The following is a 20924-nucleotide window of genomic DNA, read 5'->3' as shown; positions in this document are numbered from 1 at the left end:
CTAGGCCGCCTCGCTGCGCAAGTGCGCGCACGCGGCGGCGATCTCGCGCGCGAGCGCGATGCACGACAGCGGCGCGGAGCCTTCGGCCTTGTTGTTGATCGTGATGATCACGGGTTGCCCGGCCAGCGCATAGCGCGCGGCCAGCTCGGCGAGCGCCGAGCGCGTGTGCGGGTCCTCGTCGACGAGCCGGTCGAACGGCTCGTATTTCGCTTTCGCCTGCTCGTACTTGAACCCGCCGTGCAGGCTCCAGCGCACGATCAGCGGGCCTGGCGCGTCGCCGTCGAGCAGCGCGAGCGCGGCCGCCTGCCGCAGCGGGTCGGGCATCCGCGCGTGCAGGCCGACGCAGTAGCGCACGCCGAGCGCCGCGAGCGCGCGGATGAAGCGCGGCGTGAGCAGGCTCGCGTCGCGGATCTCGATCGCGTAGCGCGGGCCGTCCGGCTCGGGCGGCAGCGGCGGCAGCGCCGCGAAGAATGCGCTCAGCCGGTCGATCAGCGCGGCGGGGTCGGCGAGCAGGCGATCCGGCAGCGGCGAGAACTGGAACACCAGCACGCCAGCCTTCCTGCCGAGCCCGTCGAGGCACGGCCGCACGAATTCGTTCGTCGCGAGCGTCGCGTCGAGGAAGGTCGGATTCGGTCCGGACGGCTCGCCGCGCCGGCCGCGCACGACCGCGTCGGTGACCGATGCGGGCGCCTTGACGACGAAGCGGAAGTCGTCCGGCACCTGCTGCGCGTAGCGCAGGTAGTCGGCGACGGACAGCGGCCCGTAGAACGACCGGTCGAGGCTCACGCTCCTGAGCAGCGGATGCGCGCCGTACGCTTCGAGCCCTTCGCGCGACAGCCTGGTCTGCGCGAAGTCGCCGTCGTAGACGATGCCGTTCCAGCCGGGGAAAAACCACGACGACGTGCCGAGCCGCACGTTCGGCGGCAGGCCGGCCGCGGCGTCCGCCACGTCGGGCGCGATCGGCGCGGGCGGCACGCCGCGCCGGCGCTTGCCTTTCTTCTGCGCGGGCGGCGGCGCGGGTTCGTCCCACAGCAGGCCAGTGGAGGGCGGGGGGGCTTCGTCGGGTGCGCGGCGGCGCGCAGGCGATGGCGTCGGCGGCGCGTTGCCGCTGTCGTCCGGCGTCACATTGACGTCATCGCCGGCGTTCGCACGGGTGTCGTCGTCCGCGGCGGGAACGGCGCGCGCGTCATCGGGCGCCGCGCCGAACAGGTCGAACTGTCCGTCGGCGGGCGTCCCGTCCGAATCGTCGTGTTGCCGCCGTCCCGGCGGCGCGTTGCGCCGCGTGCTGCCGTCACCCATGCATGCCGTGCGTGAAGCGCCGCCTAGCGCGGCAGCGCGTGTTCGTACATGTAGCGCCGCGACCACGGCAGCGTCTTCGCGCTCTGCCCGGCCTTGCGGCACACGATTTGAAAGATCGACACGTCGTCGTGCTCGAACGCATACGCGCAGCCGGCGAGATACACGCGCCAGATGCGGAATTTTTCGTCGTCGACGAGCTTCCTGGCTTCCTCGGCCTTCGCCTCGAAGTTCTCGGTCCAGATGTCGAGCGTGCGCGCATAGTGCCGCCGCAGGCTTTCGACGTCAATCGCCTCGAGCCCGCCGCGCTGCGCCGCTTCGAGCGCGAGGCTGATGTGCGGCAGCTCGCCGTCCGGGAACACGTAGCGGTCGATGAACTCGCCGCCGCCGAGCGCCGTCTCGCCGCTTTCCGCGTCGGTCGACGTGATGCCGTGGTTCATTGCGATGCCGTCGTCGGCGAGCAGCTCGCGGATCCGCGTGAAGTAGAGCGGCAGGTTCTTGCGGCCGACGTGCTCGAACATCCCGACGCTCGTGATGCGGTCGAACTGGCCGTCGACCTCGCGGTAGTCCTGCAGGCGGATCTCGATCCTGTCCTGCAGCCCCGCGGCCTTCACGCGCGCGGTCGCGAGGTCGAACTGGTTCTGCGACAGCGTCACGCCGAGACACTGCGCGCCGAACTTGCTCGCGGCCCGCAGCACCAGCGCGCCCCAGCCGCAGCCGATGTCGAGCAGGCGCTGGCCCGGCTGCAGCCGGATCTTCGTGAGGATGTGGTCGATCTTCTTGATCTGCGCGGTGGCGAGATCCTCGTCGCCGTTCTCGAAGTACGCGCACGAGTAGACCATGTTCTCGTCGAGCCACAGCCGGTAGAACTCGTTCGAGACGTCGTAGTGATACTGGATCGCCTTCTTGTCGGTGTTCTTCGTGTGACTGAAGTAGCGCTTCACGCGCGCGAGCTTGCTCGCATTCGTCACGGTGCTGCGCGCGAGCGAGTAGCTGATGTTGATGATGTCGGAGAGCTTGCCCTCGATGTCGATCTTGCCCTTCACGTACGCCTCGCCGAGGTTGTCGAGGCTCGGGTCGAGCAAGAGCGGCAGCGCCGATGCGCTGTTGACCTTCAGCGTGACCTGCGGCGCGGCGAACGTGCCGAAATCGAGCTGATCGCCGTTCCACAAAACGAGGCGCGCCGGAATGTTCGCCTTCGCCCGTACTTCGTCCGCCCACTGTGCCAGCTTCTTTTCCCAGAACATTTGGAATCTCCGTTGTTCGTTGAATCGAATACAGCCAAGTTTCTTGACGGGCGCCCGCCGACCAGGCGGGCGCCCGCATGCAATACGAAAAATACGAAATGCGATCGGCGGTGCGCGCCGCGCCGGCTTACGGCGACAGGCGCGAAATCGTCCAGCCGTGCGGCGCGGCGTCGTCGCGCGTATACAGCAGCCGGTCGTGCAGCCGCGATGGGCGGCCCTGCCAGAATTCGAGCGACTCGGGCACGAGGCGGTAGCCGCCCCAGTGCGGCGGCCGCGGCGGGTCGTCGCCGTAGCGCTCGCTGACGGCCTTTTCGCGCGCTTCGAGCGTCGCGCGGCTGTCGATCACGGCGCTCTGGTCGGACGCCCACGCGCCGATGCGCGAACCGAGCGGGCGCGACGCGAAATAGCGGTCGCTGTCCTCGGCGCTGGTCTTCTCGATGCGGCCTTCGACGCGCACCTGGCGCTCGAGCTCGATCCAGTAGAACAGCAGCGCGGCATACGGGTGCGCGGCGAGATCGCGGCCCTTGCGGCTTTCGTAATTGGTGAAGAAGACGAACCCGCGTTCGTCTACGCCCTTGATCAGCACGATCCGGGCGGATGGCCGGCCGTTATCGCCGACGGTGGCGAGCGTCATGGTGTTCGGCTCGGGGAGCTTGGCGTCGAGCGCCTCCTTGAACCAGCGATCGAACTGCGCGAAGGGGTTCGGGGCGGCGTCGGCTTCGTCGAGCGAAGCACGCGAGTAATTGATGCGGAGATCGGCGAGTGTCGTCATGTTATGCAAACGCTTCAATCTGGGGCCAGTATAGCGAAGGCGGAAGAAACGTGCGTGCACAGTGGCGCGTGTCGGCGAGCGGTTCAGGCAAAATACGGGGCTGCACGATTTACGTTTTCCTTGCCGCCATGTCATCCCACGACGCCGCCCCGATAACCTCTGATCTTAACCCGAGCCCGTCAAGTCAGTTTGACGTGGATCGCGCACGGCGCTTCGGCGGCATTGCGCGGCTGTACGGCGCACCCGCGCTCGCCGCGTTCGAGCGCGCGCACGTCGCGGTGATCGGCATCGGCGGGGTCGGCTCGTGGACGGCCGAGGCGCTTGCGCGCAGCGCGGTCGGCACGCTGACGCTCGTTGATCTCGATAACGTCGCCGAAAGCAACACGAACCGGCAGATCCACGCGCTCGACGGCAATTACGGCAAGCCGAAGGTCGACGCGATGGCCGAGCGGATCGCGCTGATCGATCCCGCGTGCCGCGTGCACCGGATCGAGGATTTCGCCGAGCCGGACAATTTCGACGCGCTGCTCGGCGGCGGCTTCGACTACGTGATCGACGCGATCGACAGCGTGCGCACGAAGGTCGCGCTGATCGCGTGGTGCGTCGCGAAAGGGCAGCCGCTCGTCACGGTCGGCGGCGCGGGCGGGCAGCTCGACCCGACCCGCATCCGCATCGACGATCTCGCGCTGACGATCCAGGATCCGCTGCTGTCGAAGGTGCGCGCGCAGCTGCGCAAGCAGCACGGCTTCCCGCGCGGGCCGAAGGCGCGCTTCAAGGTCAGCGCCGTGTATTCGGACGAGCCGCTGATCTATCCGGAAGCCGCCGCCTGCGACCTCGAGGACGGCGCGGAGCCGTCCACGGCCGCGCACGTCGCGGGGCTCAACTGCGCGGGCTTCGGCTCGAGCGTGTGCGTGACCGCGAGCTTCGGCTTCGCGGCGGCCGCGCATGCGCTGCGGGCGATCGCGGCGCGGGCGGTCGCGGCTTGAATGGATGAGGCGGGGCGGCGCTCGCTGGCCGCCCGTCGGCCCGGCTCAGTGGAGCGCCATGCTCAGCTTGCGCCGCCACGCGGCGACGAGGTCCGGGCGGTCGCCCGCCAGCTCGAACACCGAGATCATCGTCTTGCGGCCGAGGTCGTCGCCGTACGCGCGGTCGCGCACGACGATTTCCAGCAGCTGTTCCAGCGCGCCTTCGTATGCGCGTCGCGCGATCAGGCTCTGCGCGAGATCGAAACGCGCGTCGAGGTCGGCCGGATTCTCGGCGATGCGCGCCTCGAGCGCGTCGGTCGGCGGCAGGTCGGCGGTCGCGGCGAGTGCATCGAAACGGGTCTGGATCGCCTGCAGGCGCGGATCGCCGTTCTGCACGGTCTGCGGCGACAGGCGCTCGGTTTCCGCGCGCGCCGCATCGACGTGGTTGGTTGCGAGCAGCAGCTCGATCAGGTCGAGCCGCGCGTCGTCGAAGCCGGGGTTCAGCGCGAGCGCGGCCTCGAGGTGGGCGCGCGCATCGTCGAAGCGCGCTTCCGTCGCCGCGAACTGCGCGGCGCGGCGCTCGGCTTCCTCGGGCGCCGGCAGCAGCCGGTCGAGGAACGCGCGCAGCTGCCCTTCGGGCAGCACGCCGACGAACTGGTCGACCGGGCGCCCGTCGGCGAACGCGATCACGTGCGGAATGCTGCGCGTCTGGAAGTGCGCGGCGAGTTCCTGGTTTTCGTCGACGTTGACCTTCACGAGCTTCCAGCGGCCCTCGTAGTCGCTTTCGAGCTTTTCCAGCAGCGGGCCGAGCGTCTTGCAGGGGCCGCACCACGGCGCCCAGAAGTCGACCAGCACGGGCGTGTCCAGCGACGCCTCGATGACGTCTTTTTCGAAAGTGGCAAGCGTGGTGTCCATGTCGTCCTCTTGAGTTCGGATGTCGTCAGGGTGGGGGCGGCACGCGCGTTTTTCAACGCGGCTTGCGCTCGGGCAGCGGGATCCACTCGGTTTCGCCGGGCACCTTGCCCATTTCCTGCCGCGTCCAGGCTTCCTTCGCGCGCTCGATCGCGTCGCGGCTGCTCGCGACGAAATTCCAGTCGATGAAGCGCTCGCCGTCGAGCCGGTCGCCGCCGAGCAGCATCGCGCGCGCGCCGGCGCCGCTTGTCAGCGTGACGGTCGCGCCGGGCACGAGCACGGCCATCCGTGCGGGTTCGAGCGGCGTGCCGTCGATCGCGAGGTCGCCTTCGACGAGATAGATCGCGCGCTCCTCGTGCGACGCGTCGAGCGCGAGGCGGCCGCCGTCCGCGAATTCCGCGGCGACGTACAGCGTGCGCGAGAACGTCGTGACGGGCGAGCGCAGCCCGAACGCGTCGCCGGCAATCACCGTCAGCGACACGCCGTCGTCGTTCAGCTTCGGCAGCGCCGCGGCCTCGTGGTGCTCGAACGACGGTTCGTCGGTCTCGTGCGCGAGCGGCAGCGCGACCCAGGTCTGGATCCCGTGCACGGTGTGGCCCCGCTCGCGCAGCGCGTCGGGCGTGCGCTCGGAATGGACGATCCCGCGTCCCGCGGTCATCCAGTTGACGTCGCCGGGCACGATCTCCTGCAGCGAGCCGAGGCTGTCGCGGTGCAGGATCGCGCCCTCGAACAGGTAGGTGACGGTCGCGAGCCCGATGTGCGGATGCGGGCGCACGTCGAGACCCGTGCCGGGCGGCAGCGTCGCGGGTCCCATGTGATCGAAGAAGATGAACGGGCCGACGAGGCGCGCGGCGAGCGCGGGCAGCGTGCGGCGTACCTGCAGGTTGCCGATGTCGCGCACGTGCGGCTTCAGCAGGGCTTTGATGGAATCGGTCATGGCGGATCCTGTCGACGCTGCGGGGATGCGGGTCATTGTACTGGCGCCCGGCAGCGTGCGCGTGACGCATCGCGGGCCGGGCGGCGAGGTACGGTTCTTGCTCGCGGACAGCGTGCGCGCCGCACCGGCGCTGGCGCTGTATCCCCATCGCGCGTGCGGGATTCCGGCGGGCTCCCGATCGCCGCTAAACTGGCGGTCTTCAATACGACAAATCAAGGAGACCCGGATGATGACCCCGAAGGATCTGTTGCTGGCGCTGGTCGTGATCCTCGCGTGGGGGGTGAACTTCGTCGTGATCCGGGTCGGGCTGAACGGGATGCCGCCGATGCTGCTCGGCGCGCTGCGCTTCACGCTCGCGGCGGTGCCGGCGGTGTTCTTCGTGCGCCGTCCGCAAATCTCGTGGCGGCTGCTCGTGCTGTATGGCGCGACAATCCAGCTCGGCCAGTTCGTGTTCCTGTTTACCGCGATGTACGTCGGGATGCCCGCCGGGCTCGCTTCGCTCGTGCTGCAGTCGCAGGCGTTCTTCACGCTGGTGTTCGCGATGGCCTTCCTCGGCGAGCGGCTGCGCGTGCAGAACCTGATCGGCCTCGCGATCGCCGCCACGGGCCTCGTCGTGATCGCCGCGCAGGGCGGGCGCGCGATGACGCTGGCCGGCTTCCTGCTGACGCTCTGTTCGGCCGCGATGTGGGCGTTCGGCAACATCGTGACGAAGAAGGTCGGGCAGGCCAACCTCGTGTCGCTCGTCGTGTGGGCGAGCCTCGTGCCGCCGGTGCCGTTCTTCCTGCTGTCGCTGTGGTTCGAAGGGCCGCAGCGGATCGCGGCCGCGCTCGGTGCGCTGACGGGGGCGTCGATCTTCGCGGTCGTCTATCTCGCGTTCGTCGCGACGCTGCTCGGCTACGGATTGTGGAGCCGGCTGCTGTCGCGCTATCCGGTCGCGCAGGTCGCGCAGTTCTCGCTGCTGGTGCCGGTCATCGGCCTCGCGTCGGCGGCGCTGTTGCTCGACGAGCACCTGACGCGCGCGCAGCTCGCGGGCGCGGCGCTCGTGATGGGCGGCCTCGCGGTCAACGTGTTCGGCGGGAAGCTGGTGCGACGGTTCGCGGTGTCGTGACGTCTCGAAGCGCGCGCCGGCACGCAGCGCGTGCGGCCGGCGGCGCGGGGGAAGAGCGGGGAGGGGGCCGTCAGGCCATCCGGTTCTTCGCGAGCGGCGGGTTCGCCGCGAAATAGCGCTTGATGCCGCGGAAGATCGCGTCGGCCATCTCGTCGCGATAGCTGTCGTCGTTGAGCCTGCGCTCCTCGTCCGGGTTGCTGATGAACGCGGTCTCGACGAGGATCGACGGGATGTCGGGCGCCTTCAGCACCGCGAACCCGGCCTGCTCGACCGAGCCCTTGTGCAGCTTGTTGATGCCGCCGACTTCCTTCAGCACGTAGTTGCCGTAGCGCAGCGAATCGCGGATCTGCGCGGTCGTCGACATGTCGAACAGCGCGCGGCTCACCGCGGCGTCCTGGGTCTTGATGTTGATCCCGCCGATCAGGTCCGACGCGTTTTCCTTGTTCGCGAGCCAGCGGGCCGCCGCGCTCGACGCGCCGTGGTCCGACAGCGCGAACACCGACGAGCCGCGCGCGGACGGCGTCGTGAACGCGTCCGCGTGGATCGACACGAACAGGTCCGCGCCGACGCGGCGCGCCTTCTGCACGCGCACGTTGAGCGGCACGAAGAAGTCGGCGTCGCGGGTCATCATCGCGCGCATGTTCGGCGCCGCGTCGATCTTCGCGCGCAGCTTCTTCGCGATGTCGAGCGCGACGTGCTTCTCGTAGGTGCCGCCGCCGCCGATCGCGCCCGGGTCCTCGCCGCCGTGGCCCGGGTCGATCGCGACCGTCAGGAGGCGCACGGTGCCGCCCTTGCCGGATTTCGGCGCGATGAACTTGTAGGTGTCGTCGCCTTCGTCCTCGTCGTCCTTGCGCGCGATGACGGGCGGCGGCTTGACCGCGGGCTTCGCGGGCGCGCTGCCTGCCGCGGCCGGCGGCGCATGCGGCGTGGCGGGCGTGTTCTGCGCGAAGCGCTGGAAGAACGCATCGCTGTTGTCGTTGCCTGCGGCGGGCGGCTGCGTCGGGCCGCTCAGCGTGGTCGGCGGCTGCACCTGCTGCGCACGCGTGGCTTCGTTGAGCTGCTGTTCCTTGCGCTCCGTCTGCGCGATCAGGTCGGTCAGCGGATCGGGCGCGACGGCCGGATACAGGTCGAACACCAGGCGGTACTTGTAGGTGCCGACGGGCGGCAGCGTGAACACCTGCGGCTTCACCGAGCCCTTCAGGTCGAACACCATCCGCACGACGTGCGGCTGATACTGGCCGACGCGCACCGAGTGGATCTGCGGATCGTTCGGCGCGATCTTCGACACGAGGTCGCGCAGCGCCTGGTCGAGATCGAGCCCGTTCAGGTCGACGACGAGGCGGTCGGGCCCCTGCAGCAGCTGTTGGGTATTCTGCAGCGGCTGGTCGGATTCGATCGTCACGCGCGTGTAATCGCGCGCGGGCCACACTCGCACGCCGAGCACCGATGTGGCATGCGCGAGCCGCGGCACCGCGAGGCCGAGCACCAGCGTCGACGCGCCCGCGCACAGGATCTGGCGGCGCCGCCAGTTATGCGTCGCGGTGGCCGCCGATTCGATCGAGCGGAACGGTTTGATCAACATCTTTCGAGACATGCGTTTCCTGAAGCGCTGTACGCCCGGACGGTGAGGGCGCGGCCGTCGCCGTCCACGTCGAGCGAGAAGACCAGATCGGGCACGCCGAGCAGCGTGCCCGCCTGTTGCGGCCATTCGACGAGGCAGATCGCGCTGGAATTGAAATATTCGCGAAAGCCGGCGTCGGACCATTCGGCCGGGTCGTTGAAACGGTACAGATCGAAGTGATAGACCTCGAGTTCCCCATCGTCGCGTTCGAGCGCGTACGGCTCGACGAGCGTGTAGGTCGGGCTGCGCACGCGGCCGCGATGGCCGAGGCCGCGCAGGATCGCGCGCACGAGGGAGGTCTTGCCTGCGCCGAGATCGCCGACCAGCTGGATCTGCAGGCCGTCGAACGCGTGCGTGCGCGTCAGTTCGGCGCGCGCCGCGTCGAGCACCTGCGCGAAGCGTGCGCCGAAGGCCTCGGTCGCCGCCTCGTCGGCGAGCGCGAACACGCGCTCTGCGAGCGGGGCGGGCAGCGTGGAGGCGTGGGGCGTATGGCTGTGCGTGGCTGGCATTCTCGTAAAATAGTGCGATGAACCGATTACCGGAACTCGCCGCATCCGATTCGCGCTCGACCCAGGCCGAGCGCGCGGCGCCGTGCGTCCTCGACGATGCGGCGTTGACTGCGCTCGCCGCGCGCATCAGGGCGTGGGGGCGCGAATTGGGTTTCGGGGCGATCGGCATCAGCGATACCGATCTCTCGGATGCCGAAGCGGGGCTCGCCGCCTGGCTGGAAGCCGGTTGCCACGGCGAGATGGATTATATGGCGAAACATGGGATGAAACGCGCGCGGCCGGCCGAACTTGTGGCCGGTACGCGACGCGTGATCTCGGCCCGGCTCGCCTATCTGCCGGCGCAGACGCTCGCGGGCGACACGGCGGACGACGCACACGGCGCGCCCGCGCCGCGCGACTGGCGCGCGCGCGAGCAGGCCCGGCTCGACGATCCGCAGGCCGCGGTCGTGTCGATCTACGCGCGCGGCCGCGACTATCACAAGGTATTGCGCAACCGCCTGCAGACGCTCGCCGAGCGCATCGAGCGCGAGATCGGCGCGTTCGGCTACCGCGTGTTCACCGATTCCGCGCCGGTGCTCGAGGTCGAGCTCGCGCAGAAGGCGGGCGTCGGCTGGCGCGGCAAGCATACGCTGCTGCTGCAGCGCGACGCGGGCTCGCTGTTCTTCCTCGGCGAGATCTACGTCGACATCCCGCTGCCGACCGATGCGCAGACCGCGCCCGACGCGGCGCCCGAGACGCCGGGCGCGCATTGCGGCAGCTGCACGCGCTGCATCGACGCGTGCCCGACCGGCGCGATCGTCGAGCCGTACCGCGTCGACGCGCGGCGCTGCATCTCGTACCTGACGATCGAACTGAAAGGCAGCATCCCCGAGCAGCTGCGGCCGCTGATCGGCAATCGCGTGTACGGCTGCGACGACTGCCAGCTCGTGTGCCCGTGGAACAAGTTCGCGCAGGCCGCGCCGGTCGCCGATTTCGACGTGCGTCACGGGCTCGACCGCGCGACGCTCGTCGAGCTGTTCGGCTGGAGTGCCGACGAATTCGACGCACGGATGCAGGGCAGCGCGATCCGGCGCATCGGCCACGAATGCTGGCTGCGCAATCTCGCGGTCGGGCTCGGCAATGCGTTGCGCGCGCCGCCGGAGCGGCTCGCGCCGGCCGCGCGCGATGCGATCGTCGCCGCGCTGCGCGCGCGTGCCGACGATCCGTCGCCGCTCGTGCGCGAGCATGTCGAGTGGGCGCTGCGGGCGGCGTGAAGGCGGCGTACAGTGGCGGTTCGATATGTGTCAGGCCGCGGCCGCGCATGCCGGCGGAGCGCGCCGGCGGGACCGGCGGTACGCCGCCTGCAATTCTTTCGGCTTGGCACGGGATGGGCGTGCGAAGCATGGGACCGGAGACAGCAATGTTCAACGCAGTAATCGACGCACCGTTCGGCAAGGTCGGCATCCGCACGGATGCGGGCGTGGTGCGCGAGATCGTCTATCTGCCCGAATCGGTGAAATCGGTCGATCCGGATACACCGCTCGCGAAGCGCGCGGTCGAGCAGATCGAACGCTATTTCGAGCGCGCGTCGGCGACCTTCGACCTGCCGCTCGCCGACGTCGGCACCGCGTTCCAGCACCGCGTGTGGGACGCGATCCGCGAGATCCCGCCGGGCGTCGTGCTCACTTACGGACAGGTTGCGAAACAGATCGGCAGCGCGCCGCGCGCGGTCGGCCAGGCGTGCGGCGCGAACTATTTCCCGCTCGTGATCCCGTGCCATCGCGTCGTCGCGTCGGGCGGCATCGGCGGCTTCGCGAATCACGACGACGACGGCTACTACCTCCGGGTGAAGCGCTGGCTGCTCGCGCATGAGGGCGTGCCGTACCGATGAGCGAACCGCTGCTTTCCCTGGAGGCCGCCGACGACGCGGCCGCGTCGCCCGCGCTGCTCGCGAGCCGCGCGTCGATCGACGTGTTCTGCGACGCGCTGTGGCTCGAGCACGGCCTCGCGCGCAATACGCTCGACGCATACCGTCGCGATCTGGCGCTGTTTGCGCAGTGGCTCGCGGCGACGCACGACGCGTCGCTCGACGTCGCCGACGAGACGATGGTGACGGGCTATATCGCCGCGCGCAGCGACGGCAAGGCGACGTCGTCGAACCGGCGCCTGTCGGTGTTCCGTCGCTATTACGGCTGGGCCGTGCGCGAGCATCGCGCGAGCGCGGACCCGACGCTGCGGATCACGTCCGCGAAGCAGGCCGCACGGTTTCCGTCGACGCTGTCCGAAGCGCAGGTCGAGGCGCTGCTCGGCGCGCCCGATGTCGACACGCCGCTCGGCCTGCGCGACCGCACGATGCTCGAGCTGATGTATGCGAGCGGGCTGCGCGTGAGCGAGCTCGTGACGCTGAAGACCGTCGAGGTCGGGCTCAACGAAGGCGTCGTGCGCGTGATGGGCAAGGGCTCGAAGGAGCGGCTCGTGCCGTTCGGCGAAGTCGCGCACGGCTGGATCGAGCGTTACCTGCGCCACGCGCGGCCGGCGCTGCTCGGCGCGCGCGCGGCCGATGCGCTGTTCGTGACCGCGCGCGGCGACGGCATGACGCGCCAGCAGTTCTGGAACATCATCAAGCGCCATGCGCGGCAGGCGGACGTGCGCGCGCACCTGTCGCCGCACACGCTGCGGCACGCGTTCGCGACGCACCTGCTGAATCACGGCGCGGACCTGCGCGTCGTGCAGATGCTGCTCGGCCACAGCGACATCTCGACGACGCAGATCTATACGCACGTCGCGCGCGAGCGCCTGAGGACGCTGCACGCGCAGCACCACCCGCGCGGATAGCGCGGGGCGGCGCGTGCCGCATGCATCAGATCATGTCGCGCAGCTTGTGCTTCAGCACCTTGCCGGTCGACGCGGCCGGCAGCGCGTCGAGCACGCGGATGTGCGCGGGCCGCTTGTACGGCGCGAGCCGCGCCGCGCACCAGTCGTGCAGCGCGGCCTCGGTCGCCGTGGCGCCCGGCGCGAGCTCGACGAACGCGAGCACTTCCTCGTTGCCCTCGACCGGGCGACCGACCACGGCCGCCTGCACGACGTCCGGGTGCGCGTTCAGCACCTGCTCGACCTCGACCGGATACACGTTGAAGCCCGAGCGGATGATCAGTTCCTTGCTGCGCCCGGCGATCGTCACCGCGCCGTCGGCGTCCTGCCGCGCGAGATCGCCGGTCTTCAGCCAGCCGTCCGGCGTGACCGCTGCGCGCGTCGCGTCCGGATTGCGGTAATAGCCGAGCATCACGTTCGGCCCGCGCACGTGGATCTCGCCGACCTCGCCCTGCGGCACGTCGCGGCCGTCCGGCGCGACGATGCGCATCTCGACGCCCGGAATCGGCACGCCGACCGAGCCGTCGGCGCGCGGCGCATCGAGCGGCGTCTGCGCGATCGTGGGACTGCTCTCGGTCATCCCGTAGCCGTTGTGCAGCGGCACGCCGTACACGCGCTCGACGCGCGCCTTCAGGCCGGTGTCGAGCGGCGAGCCGCCCGAATACGCGAAACGCAGGCGCGGCGCGTGCCACGCATGGCCGTGCGTGTGCAGATGCTCGAGCAGCTTCGCATGCATTGCGGGCACGCCCTGGAAGATCGTGACCCCTTCGTCGGCCAGCGCGACGCGCACGGCCTCGGGCGAAAAGCGCGGCGCGAGCCGCAGCGTCGCGCCCGCGTACAGGCTGCCGAGGCAGACCGACGCGAGGCCGTACACGTGCGACACGGGCAGCACCGTATAGACGATGTCCTCGGGCGACACGCGCCGCAGCGCGCTCGACGTCGCCGCGACGTACAGCAGGTTGCGGTGCGACAGCATCACGCCCTTCGGCGTGCCGGTGGTGCCGGTCGTGTAGATCAGCGCCGCGCATTGCGCGGCGCCGTCCGCGGCCACCGGCTCGCCGGGCGCGTCCGCGTCGACGCGGTACGACCATGCGCCGATGTCGCTCGCGAGCGCGGAGGCGGGTGTCGCGTGATGCCGCGCGGCATGCGCGCGCGCGTCCGGCGACGCGGCTTCGGCGAACGCGATCAGCTTCGGGCGCGCATGCGCGGCGATCGCGTCGAGCTCGACGGCCGACAGCCGTGCGTTCGACATGAGCGCCCACGCGTCGAGGCGGGCCGCCGCGAACAGCAGCACGATCTGCGCGACGCAGTTCTCCGCGACGATCATCACGCGGTCGCCGCCGCGCACGCCGCGGGCGGCGAGCTGCGCGGCCGCCGCATCGATTGCCTGCGACAGCTCGCGGTACGACAGGCGGCGCGCGTCCTCGATCAGCGCCGGGCGATCGGGCGCATGGGCGGCCCAGTGCGCGGGGACGTCGGCGATGCGGCCGGGCAGGGCGGCCAGCAGCGCGTCGACGTCGAGCGGCGCGGACGGGGGGATGGGCGAGGTCATGGCGTCTCCTGAAGAGGGGGCGGGCGTGGCAGGCGAGGTGTGCGAGCGATCGTGCCATGTCGGCGGGCGCGCCACAATCGGCCATTCGGTCAATAGCGCTTCGCGATGCGCGCAATGATGATGGACGGTGTCGCGTCGAGTTCGCCGCTGCCGCCCGGGTGACGGAAAAGCGGGCCGCGAGTATACCGTCGACGAGAAGCGCGGCGCGCCCCGGCCGCCGTTCCCCATTAAAATGCCGCCATGAGCAAATCCAGACACGTGTCCGAAACGCCCGCGACCCAGCTGCTGCGCCGCCACGGCGTCGCGTTCGGCGAGCATCCCTACGATTACGTCGAGCATGGCGGCACCGGCGAATCCGCGCGCCAGCTCGGCGTCGACGAGCACGTCGTCGTGAAGACGCTCGTGATGGAAGACGAGCACGCGAAGCCGCTGATCGTGCTGATGCACGGCGACCGCACGGTGTCGACCAAGAATCTGGCGCGGCAGATCGGCGCGAAGCGCGTCGAGCCGTGCAAGCCCGAAATCGCGAACCGCCATTCGGGCTATCTGGTCGGCGGCACGTCGCCGTTCGGCACCCGCAAGGCGATGCCGGTCTACGTGGAGTCGACGATCCTCGAATTGCCGGCGATCTACCTGAACGGCGGCCGCCGCGGCTATCTGGTCAGCGTCGCGCCGTCCGTGCTGACGACGCTGCTCGACGCGAAGCCCGTGCAGTGCGCGAGCGTCGACTGAGGGTTTCACCTTCATGGCAGCTTGCGCCGCTTCGGTAGAATGAGCGCCGCTGCGGCCCGCCGTCGCGGCCGTCCGTCCATCGATACGTTGAAAGAAGAGTCATCCGCATGCAGATCCTGCTCGCCGCCGTCGTTGCCTACCTGATCGGCTCGGTGTCGTTCGCCGTCGTCGTCAGCGCCACGATGGGCCTGGCCGATCCCCGTTCGTACGGTTCAAAGAACCCCGGCGCCACCAACGTGCTGCGCAGCGGCAACAAGAAGGCCGCAATCCTGACGCTCGTCGGCGATGCGTTCAAGGGCTGGGTCGCCGTCTGGCTCGCGCGGCGCTTCGGCCTGCCCGATGTCGCGATCGCGTGGGTGGCGATCGCCGTGTTCATCGGCCACCTGTACCCGATTTTCTTCCGCTTCCAGGGCGGCAAGGGCGTCGCGACCGCGGCCGGCGTGCTGCTCGCCGTGCACCCGGTGCTCGGGCTCGCGACCGCGCTGACCTGGCTCATCGTCGCGTTCTTCTTCCGCTACTCGTCGCTCGCGGCGCTCGTCGCGGCGGTGTTCGCGCCGGTGTTCGACGTGTTCCTGTTCGGCACGCGCCACAACCCGGTCGCGTGGGCCGTGCTCGCGATGAGCGTGCTGCTCGTGTGGCGTCACCGCAGCAACATCTCGAAGCTGCTGGCGGGGCAGGAAAGCCGGATCGGCGACAAGAAGAAGGCGGCCGGGAACGGCAACGCGCAGGACGGCGGGAAGGCCTGAGAAGGCAGGCCGGAGGAGCGCGCCGGGCGCATTGCGCTGCCCGGCGGCATGATGCGACCGGTCAGTCGCGGAAGTTGTTGAAGTCGAGCGGGGTGTCGGTCACGTCCTTGCGCAGCATCGCGATCACGCTCTGCAGGTCGTCGCGCTTCGTGCCCGACACGCGCACCGCGTCGCCCTGGATGCTTGCCTGCACCTTGATCTTGCTGTCCTTGACGAGCCGCACGATCTTCTTCGCGAGATCGCCCGTCACGCCTTTCTTGACCGTCACGATCTGCTTGACCTTGTCGCCGCCGATCTTCTCGATCTTGCCGTAGTCGAGGAAGCGCACGTCGACGTTGCGCTTGGCCAGCTTGCCGATCAGCACGTCCTTGACCTGGCCGAGCTTGAAATCGTCGTCGGCGAACAGCGTCAGCTCGCGTTCCTTCTGCTCGACGCGTGCGTCGGAGCCCTTGAAATCGAAGCGCGTCGAAATTTCCTTGTTCGACTGCTCGATGGCGTTCTTCACTTCGATCATGTTCGCTTCGCTAACGACGTCGAACGATGGCATGGCATTCTCCCTGTAAAACGCGCGGGCCCGGCTTGCGCGCGGGCACTCGCTATAATTGCGGACTGTTTGCCATTCTACCGATGCCCCTTCGTTTGCCCAAGGCCGGCCGCTCGCCGTCCGGGCAAGTCCGGGCCGTCCGACCGCGATTGCCGATGCTTCCAGCCGATTCCACCCTGTCGCTGCTTCCCGACCATCCGCTCGCCGCGCACAACACGTTCGGGTTCGACGTGACCGCGCGGCTGGCCGCGCGCGTGACGCACGCCGCCCAGTTCGCGGCGCTGCATCGCGACGCGCGCGTCGCGAACCTGCCGCTGCTGGTGCTGGGCGGCGGCAGCAACGTCGTGTTCACGCGCGACTTCGACGGCCTCGTGCTGCTGGACGAGATCGCCGGCCGCCGCGTCGTGCGCGAGGACGACGACGCGTGGGTCGTCGAGGCGGGCGGCGGCGAGAACTGGCACGGGTTCGTCGCGTGGACCCTCGAGCAGGGCATGGCCGGCCTCGAGAACCTGGCGCTGATTCCCGGCACGGTGGGCGCCGCGCCGATCCAGAACATCGGCGCGTACGGGCTCGAGATGAAGACGTATTTCGATTCGCTCGTCGCCGTCGAGCTCGCGACCGGCCGCAGCGAGCGCTTCGACGCCGCGCGCTGTGCGTTCGGCTATCGCGACAGCTTCTTCAAGCGGGAAGGCCGCGCTCGCTTCGCGATCGTGTCGGTGACGTTCCGGCTGCCGAAGCGCTGGACGCCGCGGCTCGGCTACGCGGACGTGTCGCGCGAACTCGACGCGCGCGGCGTCGCGCCGGACGCGGCGACGGCGCGCGACGTGTTCGACGCGGTGGTCGCGATCCGTCGCGCGAAGCTGCCCGATCCGCTCGCGCTCGGCAATGCGGGCAGCTTCTTCAAGAATCCGGTGATCGGCGCGGCGCAGTTCGACGCGCTGCGCGCGCAGGCGCCCGATATCGTGTCGTATCCGCAGCCGGACGGGCAGGTGAAGCTCGCGGCCGGCTGGCTGATCGACCGCTGCGGCTGGAAGGGGCGCGCGCTCGGCGCGGCGGCCGTGCACGACCGGCAGGCGCTCGTGCTCGTCAATCGCGGCGGCGCGACGGGCGCCGAGGTGCTCGCGCTGGCGCGGGCGATTCAGCACGACGTGTGCGCGCAATTCGGCGTCGAGCTGGAGGCGGAGCCGGTGTGCCTGTAAGCGGGGCCCGGCGTCGACGCGGCGTTTCGGCAACCCCCGATTCGTCGTGATCCGGCACCCTGAAGCGTCGATTTTCCGACCCCCGATGATTCGCCGGCTTGCCCGGCGGGCCGCTCCGCCGCACGACGCGAAGGCTGCCGGCCGGTGATGCGCCCCCTTTCGCTTGACAATGCTTGACCATCGATCAACGCAATCCCCTTGATTTACACTTAACCATAAAGTTAAATGAGATCATGCGATCGACATCTGATCCTCTCTCCGTGGTCTTCGCTGCGCTGGCCGATCCGACCCGGCGGGCGATCCTGCTCCGGCTGGCCGACGGCGCGGCGCCGGTCGGCGAGCTCGCCCGGCCCTTCGACATGTCGGCGCCGGCGATTTCGAAGCATCTTCGCGTGCTGTCGGAGGCGGGGCTGATCGAGAGGGAAGTCAATGCGCGCTGGCGAATCTGCCGGTTGCGCGCGGACGGGATGCGCGATGCATACGGGTGGCTCGAAGCCTATCGGCAATATTGGGAAGAGAGCCTCGATCGACTGACGGCGTTCGTCGAACAATCGTGCACGGCCGGCGATGCCGCTCCACCTCGGCGGGAGAAGTCATGAGTCAGGCAGCAACGTTTCATCTCGAACTGAGCCGGTTCATCCGCGCGCCGCGCGAGCGTGTCTTCGATGCGTTCACGAACGAAACCGCGCTGGCGTCCTGGCATTGTCCGCGCGGGATGAGCGTGATCGAAGCGAGCGCCGACGCGCGGGTCGGCGGCAAGTACCGCATCGTGATGGGCGGGCGCGACGGTTCGCGGCACATCGCGGGCGGCGAATACCAGAAGGTCGATCGCGTCGACTTTCTGGCGTACACATGGGCGTGGGAGGCCGGGTCGATGCCGGCCGACCTGAAGACGCTGATCGAGGTCACGTTCACCGACCAGGACGGCGGCACGCATCTGCACATGCTTCACAGCGGCTTTCCGAGCGCGCAGGAGCGCGATTCGCACATGGGCGGGTGGCAATCGGTGTTCAACCGGCTCAGCGACCTGCTGGACCCGGAGGGCAGCGCGGGAACGGTGAGCGTGTTCGGCGATCCGCGCAGCACGTATGTCCGCACGGTGCGGATGGCGCTCGCGGAGAAGGGCGTTGCGTACACGCTCGAATCGCTGCCGCCGCATTCGCCGGAAGTGCTCGCGCACAACCCGTTCGGACGCATCCCGGCATTCAGCGACGGTCCGATCGAGTTCTACGAAACCCGGGCGATCCTCGGCTATATCGACGAAGCGTTCGACGGCCCGAGCCTGCTGCCGCAATGGGGCGTGACCGCGCACGCACGCGGCGAGCAGTGGATCAGCCTGATCAACTGCCACGCGTACGACGCGATGGTGCGCCGCTATGTGCTGCAGTACGTCTTCCCGAAGGGCGAGAACGGTCAGCCCGATCGCGCGGTGATCGACGCGGCGCTGCCTGAAATCGACCAGCATCTGCAGGTGTTCGACGCGGCGTACGGCGGTCGCGATTACCTGGTCGGCGGCGTGCCGTCGATGGCGGATCTGTTTCTGGCGCCGATCCTGGCTTACGTCGGCATGTTCCCCGAAGGGGCGGAATTGCTGCGGAAGTACCCGAACGTCACGCGTGCGCAGGCGGTGATGCGCGAGCGGCCAAGCTTCGCCGCGACGCAGCCGGCACCGGGCTGATGGGGGGATCGGCATGAGCGTGCATTTCGCGCATACGATCGTCGTGCCGCAAACGCCTGACGAGGTGTTTGCGACACTCGACGATTTTTCCGTCACGCCGCAGTGGCTCGAGCGTTGCACCGGTATCGAGAAGTCGGTGCCGGGCCCCAATGCCGAGGGGCAGGCATTGCGCTATGCGTACCGCGACGGCGGCCGGTCCGGCGTGATGGACGGACGCATCATCGTTCGCAAGCCGGGAGAGCGGCTGGCTTGCGTCTACGAAGACCGGACGATGCGCGTGAACGTCGACTTCCGCATCGAGGCCCGCGAAGGCGGCGCGCGGCTGACGCACACGGTCGACATCGCGCCGAAGACGTGGTTCGCGCGGCTGTTCTCGCCGATGATCCGCCGGTCGCTTCCGACGCAGACCGTTCGCGCGATGGAGCGTCTGCGCGATTACCTGCGGCGCACGTACGCGCCGGCGGCAGGCAAATAAAAAGCGCCGGGCGGGCGACCGGCGCTTTTCTCGCTTTTCCGTTGCGGCACTGCCGCGCGCGTCAGTGCTTGAGCTGGCCGAGCAACAGGAATTCCATCAGCGCTTTCTGCACGTGCAGGCGGTTCTCCGCCTCGTCCCAGACCACGCTCTGCGGGCCGTCGATCACGCCGGCCGTCACTTCCTCGCCGCGGTGCGCGGGCAGGCAGTGCATGAAGAGGGCGTCGGGGTTCGCGTGCCCCATCATTTCCTCGTCGACGCACCAGTCGGCGAACGCCTGCTTGCGCGCCTCGTTCTCGGCCTCGAAGCCCATGCTCGTCCACACGTCGGTCGTCACGAGATCGGCGCCCTTGCAGGCTTCGTTCGGATCGTCGAAGACTTCGTAGAACGGCGCGCTTTCCGGCGCAACCAGCTTCATGTCGAGCGTGTAGCCCGGCGGCGTCGACAGGCGCAGCTTGAAGCCGAGGATCTGCGCGGCCTGGATCCACGTGTACAGCATGTTGTTCGCGTCGCCGACCCACGCGACCGTCTTGCCGGCGATCGGCCCGCGGTGCTCGTAGTACGTGAAGATATCGGCGAGCACCTGGCACGGATGGAATTCGTTGGTCAGGCCGTTGATCACCGGCACGCGCGAATTTTCGGCGAAGCGCTGGATGATCTCCTGCTCGAACGTGCGGATCATGATGATGTCGACCATTCGCGAGATCACCTGCGCGGAATCCTCGACCGGCTCGCCGCGGCCGAGCTGCGTGTCGCGGGTGCTCATGAAGACGGCATGGCCGCCGAGCTGGAAGATGCCGGCCTCGAACGACAGGCGCGTGCGCGTCGAGCTCTTCTCGAAGATCATCGCGAGCGTGCGGTCGTGCAGCGGGTGATAGGTCTCGTAGTTCTTGAACTTGCGCTTCAGGATTCCCGTGCGTTCGAGCACGTACTCGTAGTCTTCCAGCGAGAAATCCTTGAACTGCAGGTAGTGACGAATGGTCTTGGCGGTCATGAAACGAAATGCGGCGGGTTCTACCCGGCCGCCTGGGCCGGACGGCGCCGCCGTCGGATGTGGATAACTTCAAAGCAGCATAAAGGATTTTCTGTGCTTTGACGAGCCGCGCCGAAAACCGGGGCGCGATGGTTGCACGCCGTGTCCGGGCGCCGCAGAAGGGGCACAAAACGACGCGCGATGGCGCGCTGCGGTATAATTCAAAAGTTTTCTCAAGCCCGGCAGGCAAGCATTCCCCCGCTCTGCCGGACACAAGCCGTGCGCTGCACAAATCCGGTGCGGCGTGCCGGGCGGATCGTGTCGACGGCCTGTCTTCGGGCATGCGGCGCGGGCATCCCGGCTTTTTCCTGCTTCGTGTTTGCGTGTCCAGGCCGTCGCCTGCGCATCGCCGGGCCGTCACCTGGGTAACAACATGGCTGAAACCCCTCCGACCGAGTACTTCATTCAGGGCATCACGAAAGATGGGAAAACGTTTCGCCCGAGCGATTGGTCGGAGCGCCTCGCTGGCGTGATGGCATGTTTCGGGCCAGGTGCAAGCGGTCCGAATGCGCGCCTGAAGTATTCGCTGTACGTGCGCCCGACGATGCTGGGAGGCACGAAATGCGTGATTCTCGATTCCCGTCTGCGCGACGTCGAGCCGATGGCCTTCGATTTCGTGCTGAACTTCGCGAAGGACAACCACCTCGTCGTCACCGAGGCGTGCGAGCTGCCTGACTACAGCGAGAAGAAGTAAGTGCCGCGCGCGGGCGCATGCTGCGCCCGGCCGGTGGTGCGTCCCTCCGCGCGCGTC

22 protein-coding genes are annotated in these 20924 nt (G+C 68.9%); 12 read left to right on the top strand and 10 right to left on the bottom strand.

Annotated features, from left to right (window positions below; genetic code table 11):
* The 3 genes from ACFIMZ_RS15800 to pdxH form a co-directional block, all read right to left on the bottom strand.
* Window positions 1-1299, bottom strand: a complete 1299-nt coding sequence (locus ACFIMZ_RS15800; RefSeq protein ID WP_431820317.1) for a DUF72 domain-containing protein — start codon at window positions 1297-1299, stop codon at window positions 1-3.
* A 23-nt stretch (window positions 1300-1322) separates the two neighbouring features.
* Entirely contained in the window at window positions 1323-2543 is a 1221-nt protein-coding gene (locus ACFIMZ_RS15795; RefSeq protein WP_431820316.1) for a class I SAM-dependent methyltransferase, read from the bottom strand.
* A 127-nt stretch (window positions 2544-2670) separates the two neighbouring features.
* Entirely contained in the window at window positions 2671-3315 is a 645-nt protein-coding gene (pdxH, locus tag ACFIMZ_RS15790) for a pyridoxamine 5'-phosphate oxidase (RefSeq protein ID WP_431820315.1), read from the bottom strand.
* 128 nt (window positions 3316-3443) lie between these two features.
* Between pdxH and tcdA the strand changes: the two genes are divergently transcribed.
* On the top strand, window positions 3444-4301 hold the full coding sequence (tcdA, locus tag ACFIMZ_RS15785) for a tRNA cyclic N6-threonylcarbamoyladenosine(37) synthase TcdA (protein ID WP_431820314.1): 858 nt from the start codon (window positions 3444-3446) through the stop codon (window positions 4299-4301).
* Window positions 4302-4346: 45 nt separating this feature from the next.
* Here tcdA and trxA read toward each other — a convergent pair whose 3' ends face one another.
* A complete protein-coding gene (gene trxA, locus ACFIMZ_RS15780; protein WP_431820313.1) occupies window positions 4347-5195 on the bottom strand; it encodes a thioredoxin in 849 nt (282 codons plus the stop codon).
* Between the two features lie 52 nt (window positions 5196-5247).
* The gene (locus tag ACFIMZ_RS15775) at window positions 5248-6129 is read right to left on the bottom strand and encodes a pirin family protein (RefSeq protein ID WP_431820312.1); all 882 of its coding nucleotides are present in this window, start codon (window positions 6127-6129) and stop codon (window positions 5248-5250) included.
* Window positions 6130-6358: 229 nt separating this feature from the next.
* On the opposite strand from ACFIMZ_RS15775, the gene ACFIMZ_RS15770 reads away from it, so the two are divergent.
* Entirely contained in the window at window positions 6359-7237 is an 879-nt protein-coding gene (locus ACFIMZ_RS15770) for an EamA family transporter (RefSeq protein ID WP_431822514.1), read from the top strand.
* A gap of 70 nt (window positions 7238-7307) precedes the next feature.
* Here ACFIMZ_RS15770 and ACFIMZ_RS15765 read toward each other — a convergent pair whose 3' ends face one another.
* Both ACFIMZ_RS15765 and tsaE read right to left on the bottom strand, forming a co-directional pair.
* The gene (locus ACFIMZ_RS15765; protein ID WP_431820311.1) at window positions 7308-8831 is read right to left on the bottom strand and encodes an N-acetylmuramoyl-L-alanine amidase; all 1524 of its coding nucleotides are present in this window, start codon (window positions 8829-8831) and stop codon (window positions 7308-7310) included.
* Window positions 8813-9367, bottom strand: coding sequence for a tRNA (adenosine(37)-N6)-threonylcarbamoyltransferase complex ATPase subunit type 1 TsaE (gene tsaE / locus ACFIMZ_RS15760; protein ID WP_431820310.1), 555 nt, complete (start codon window positions 9365-9367; stop codon window positions 8813-8815). Before tsaE ends, ACFIMZ_RS15765 begins: the two co-directional genes overlap by 19 nt.
* 17 nt (window positions 9368-9384) lie before the next feature.
* Here tsaE and queG point away from each other — a divergent pair, with 17 nt between their 5' ends.
* The 3 genes from queG to xerD all read left to right on the top strand — a co-directional run bounded on the left by queG (window position 9385) and on the right by xerD (window position 12181).
* Window positions 9385-10620, top strand: coding sequence for a tRNA epoxyqueuosine(34) reductase QueG (gene queG / locus ACFIMZ_RS15755; RefSeq protein WP_431820309.1), 1236 nt, complete (start codon window positions 9385-9387; stop codon window positions 10618-10620).
* Between the two features lie 146 nt (window positions 10621-10766).
* On the top strand, window positions 10767-11237 hold the full coding sequence (locus ACFIMZ_RS15750; RefSeq protein ID WP_060237859.1) for a methylated-DNA--[protein]-cysteine S-methyltransferase: 471 nt from the start codon (window positions 10767-10769) through the stop codon (window positions 11235-11237).
* Window positions 11234-12181 carry a site-specific tyrosine recombinase XerD gene (gene xerD, locus ACFIMZ_RS15745; protein WP_431820308.1) on the top strand — a complete coding sequence of 316 codons (948 nt, stop codon included), beginning with the start codon at window positions 11234-11236 and terminating at the stop codon, window positions 12179-12181. The genes ACFIMZ_RS15750 and xerD overlap by 4 nt, the downstream gene beginning before the upstream one ends.
* Window positions 12182-12206: 25 nt before the next feature.
* Here the strand turns inward: xerD and ACFIMZ_RS15740 are convergent, their stop codons facing one another.
* Window positions 12207-13769, bottom strand: coding sequence for a class I adenylate-forming enzyme family protein (locus ACFIMZ_RS15740; protein WP_431820307.1), 1563 nt, complete (start codon window positions 13767-13769; stop codon window positions 12207-12209).
* Window positions 13770-14009: 240 nt separating this feature from the next.
* Between ACFIMZ_RS15740 and ybaK the strand changes: the two genes are divergently transcribed.
* Window positions 14010-14501 (top strand): Cys-tRNA(Pro) deacylase, encoded by a 492-nt coding sequence (gene ybaK / locus ACFIMZ_RS15735; protein ID WP_431820306.1) that lies wholly within the window; start codon window positions 14010-14012, stop codon window positions 14499-14501.
* A 107-nt stretch (window positions 14502-14608) separates the two neighbouring features.
* Window positions 14609-15247, top strand: a complete 639-nt coding sequence (plsY, locus tag ACFIMZ_RS15730; protein WP_431820305.1) for a glycerol-3-phosphate 1-O-acyltransferase PlsY — start codon at window positions 14609-14611, stop codon at window positions 15245-15247.
* A gap of 61 nt (window positions 15248-15308) precedes the next feature.
* Here the strand turns inward: plsY and ACFIMZ_RS15725 are convergent, their stop codons facing one another.
* Window positions 15309-15794, bottom strand: a complete 486-nt coding sequence (locus tag ACFIMZ_RS15725) for a YajQ family cyclic di-GMP-binding protein (protein ID WP_084905131.1) — start codon at window positions 15792-15794, stop codon at window positions 15309-15311.
* 152 nt (window positions 15795-15946) lie between these two features.
* Here ACFIMZ_RS15725 and murB point away from each other — a divergent pair, with 152 nt between their 5' ends.
* The 4 genes from murB to ACFIMZ_RS15705 all read left to right on the top strand — a co-directional run bounded on the left by murB (window position 15947) and on the right by ACFIMZ_RS15705 (window position 19143).
* Window positions 15947-16990 (top strand): UDP-N-acetylmuramate dehydrogenase, encoded by a 1044-nt coding sequence (gene murB / locus ACFIMZ_RS15720; RefSeq protein ID WP_431820304.1) that lies wholly within the window; start codon window positions 15947-15949, stop codon window positions 16988-16990.
* Between the two features lie 233 nt (window positions 16991-17223).
* Window positions 17224-17589, top strand: coding sequence for an ArsR/SmtB family transcription factor (locus ACFIMZ_RS15715; protein WP_431822513.1), 366 nt, complete (start codon window positions 17224-17226; stop codon window positions 17587-17589).
* Window positions 17586-18668 (top strand): SRPBCC domain-containing protein, encoded by a 1083-nt coding sequence (locus ACFIMZ_RS15710; RefSeq protein WP_431820303.1) that lies wholly within the window; start codon window positions 17586-17588, stop codon window positions 18666-18668. The genes ACFIMZ_RS15715 and ACFIMZ_RS15710 overlap by 4 nt, the downstream gene beginning before the upstream one ends.
* A 13-nt stretch (window positions 18669-18681) precedes the next feature.
* Entirely contained in the window at window positions 18682-19143 is a 462-nt protein-coding gene (locus tag ACFIMZ_RS15705) for an SRPBCC family protein (protein ID WP_431820302.1), read from the top strand.
* A 61-nt stretch (window positions 19144-19204) separates the two neighbouring features.
* Here ACFIMZ_RS15705 and argF read toward each other — a convergent pair whose 3' ends face one another.
* Window positions 19205-20134 (bottom strand): ornithine carbamoyltransferase, encoded by a 930-nt coding sequence (argF, locus tag ACFIMZ_RS15700; protein ID WP_010090891.1) that lies wholly within the window; start codon window positions 20132-20134, stop codon window positions 19205-19207.
* A 412-nt stretch (window positions 20135-20546) separates the two neighbouring features.
* On the opposite strand from argF, the gene ACFIMZ_RS15695 reads away from it, so the two are divergent.
* Window positions 20547-20867 (top strand): DUF3579 domain-containing protein, encoded by a 321-nt coding sequence (locus tag ACFIMZ_RS15695; protein WP_431820301.1) that lies wholly within the window; start codon window positions 20547-20549, stop codon window positions 20865-20867.
* Window positions 20868-20924 lie beyond the last annotated feature (57 nt).

Origin of the sequence: Burkholderia sp. F1 (assembly GCF_050813845.1) — a bacterium.
GTDB lineage: Bacteria > Pseudomonadota > Gammaproteobacteria > Burkholderiales > Burkholderiaceae > Burkholderia > Burkholderia ubonensis.
The sequence above is the reverse complement of the archived record's forward strand: the minus strand, read 5'-3'. Positions and strand labels throughout refer to the sequence as shown.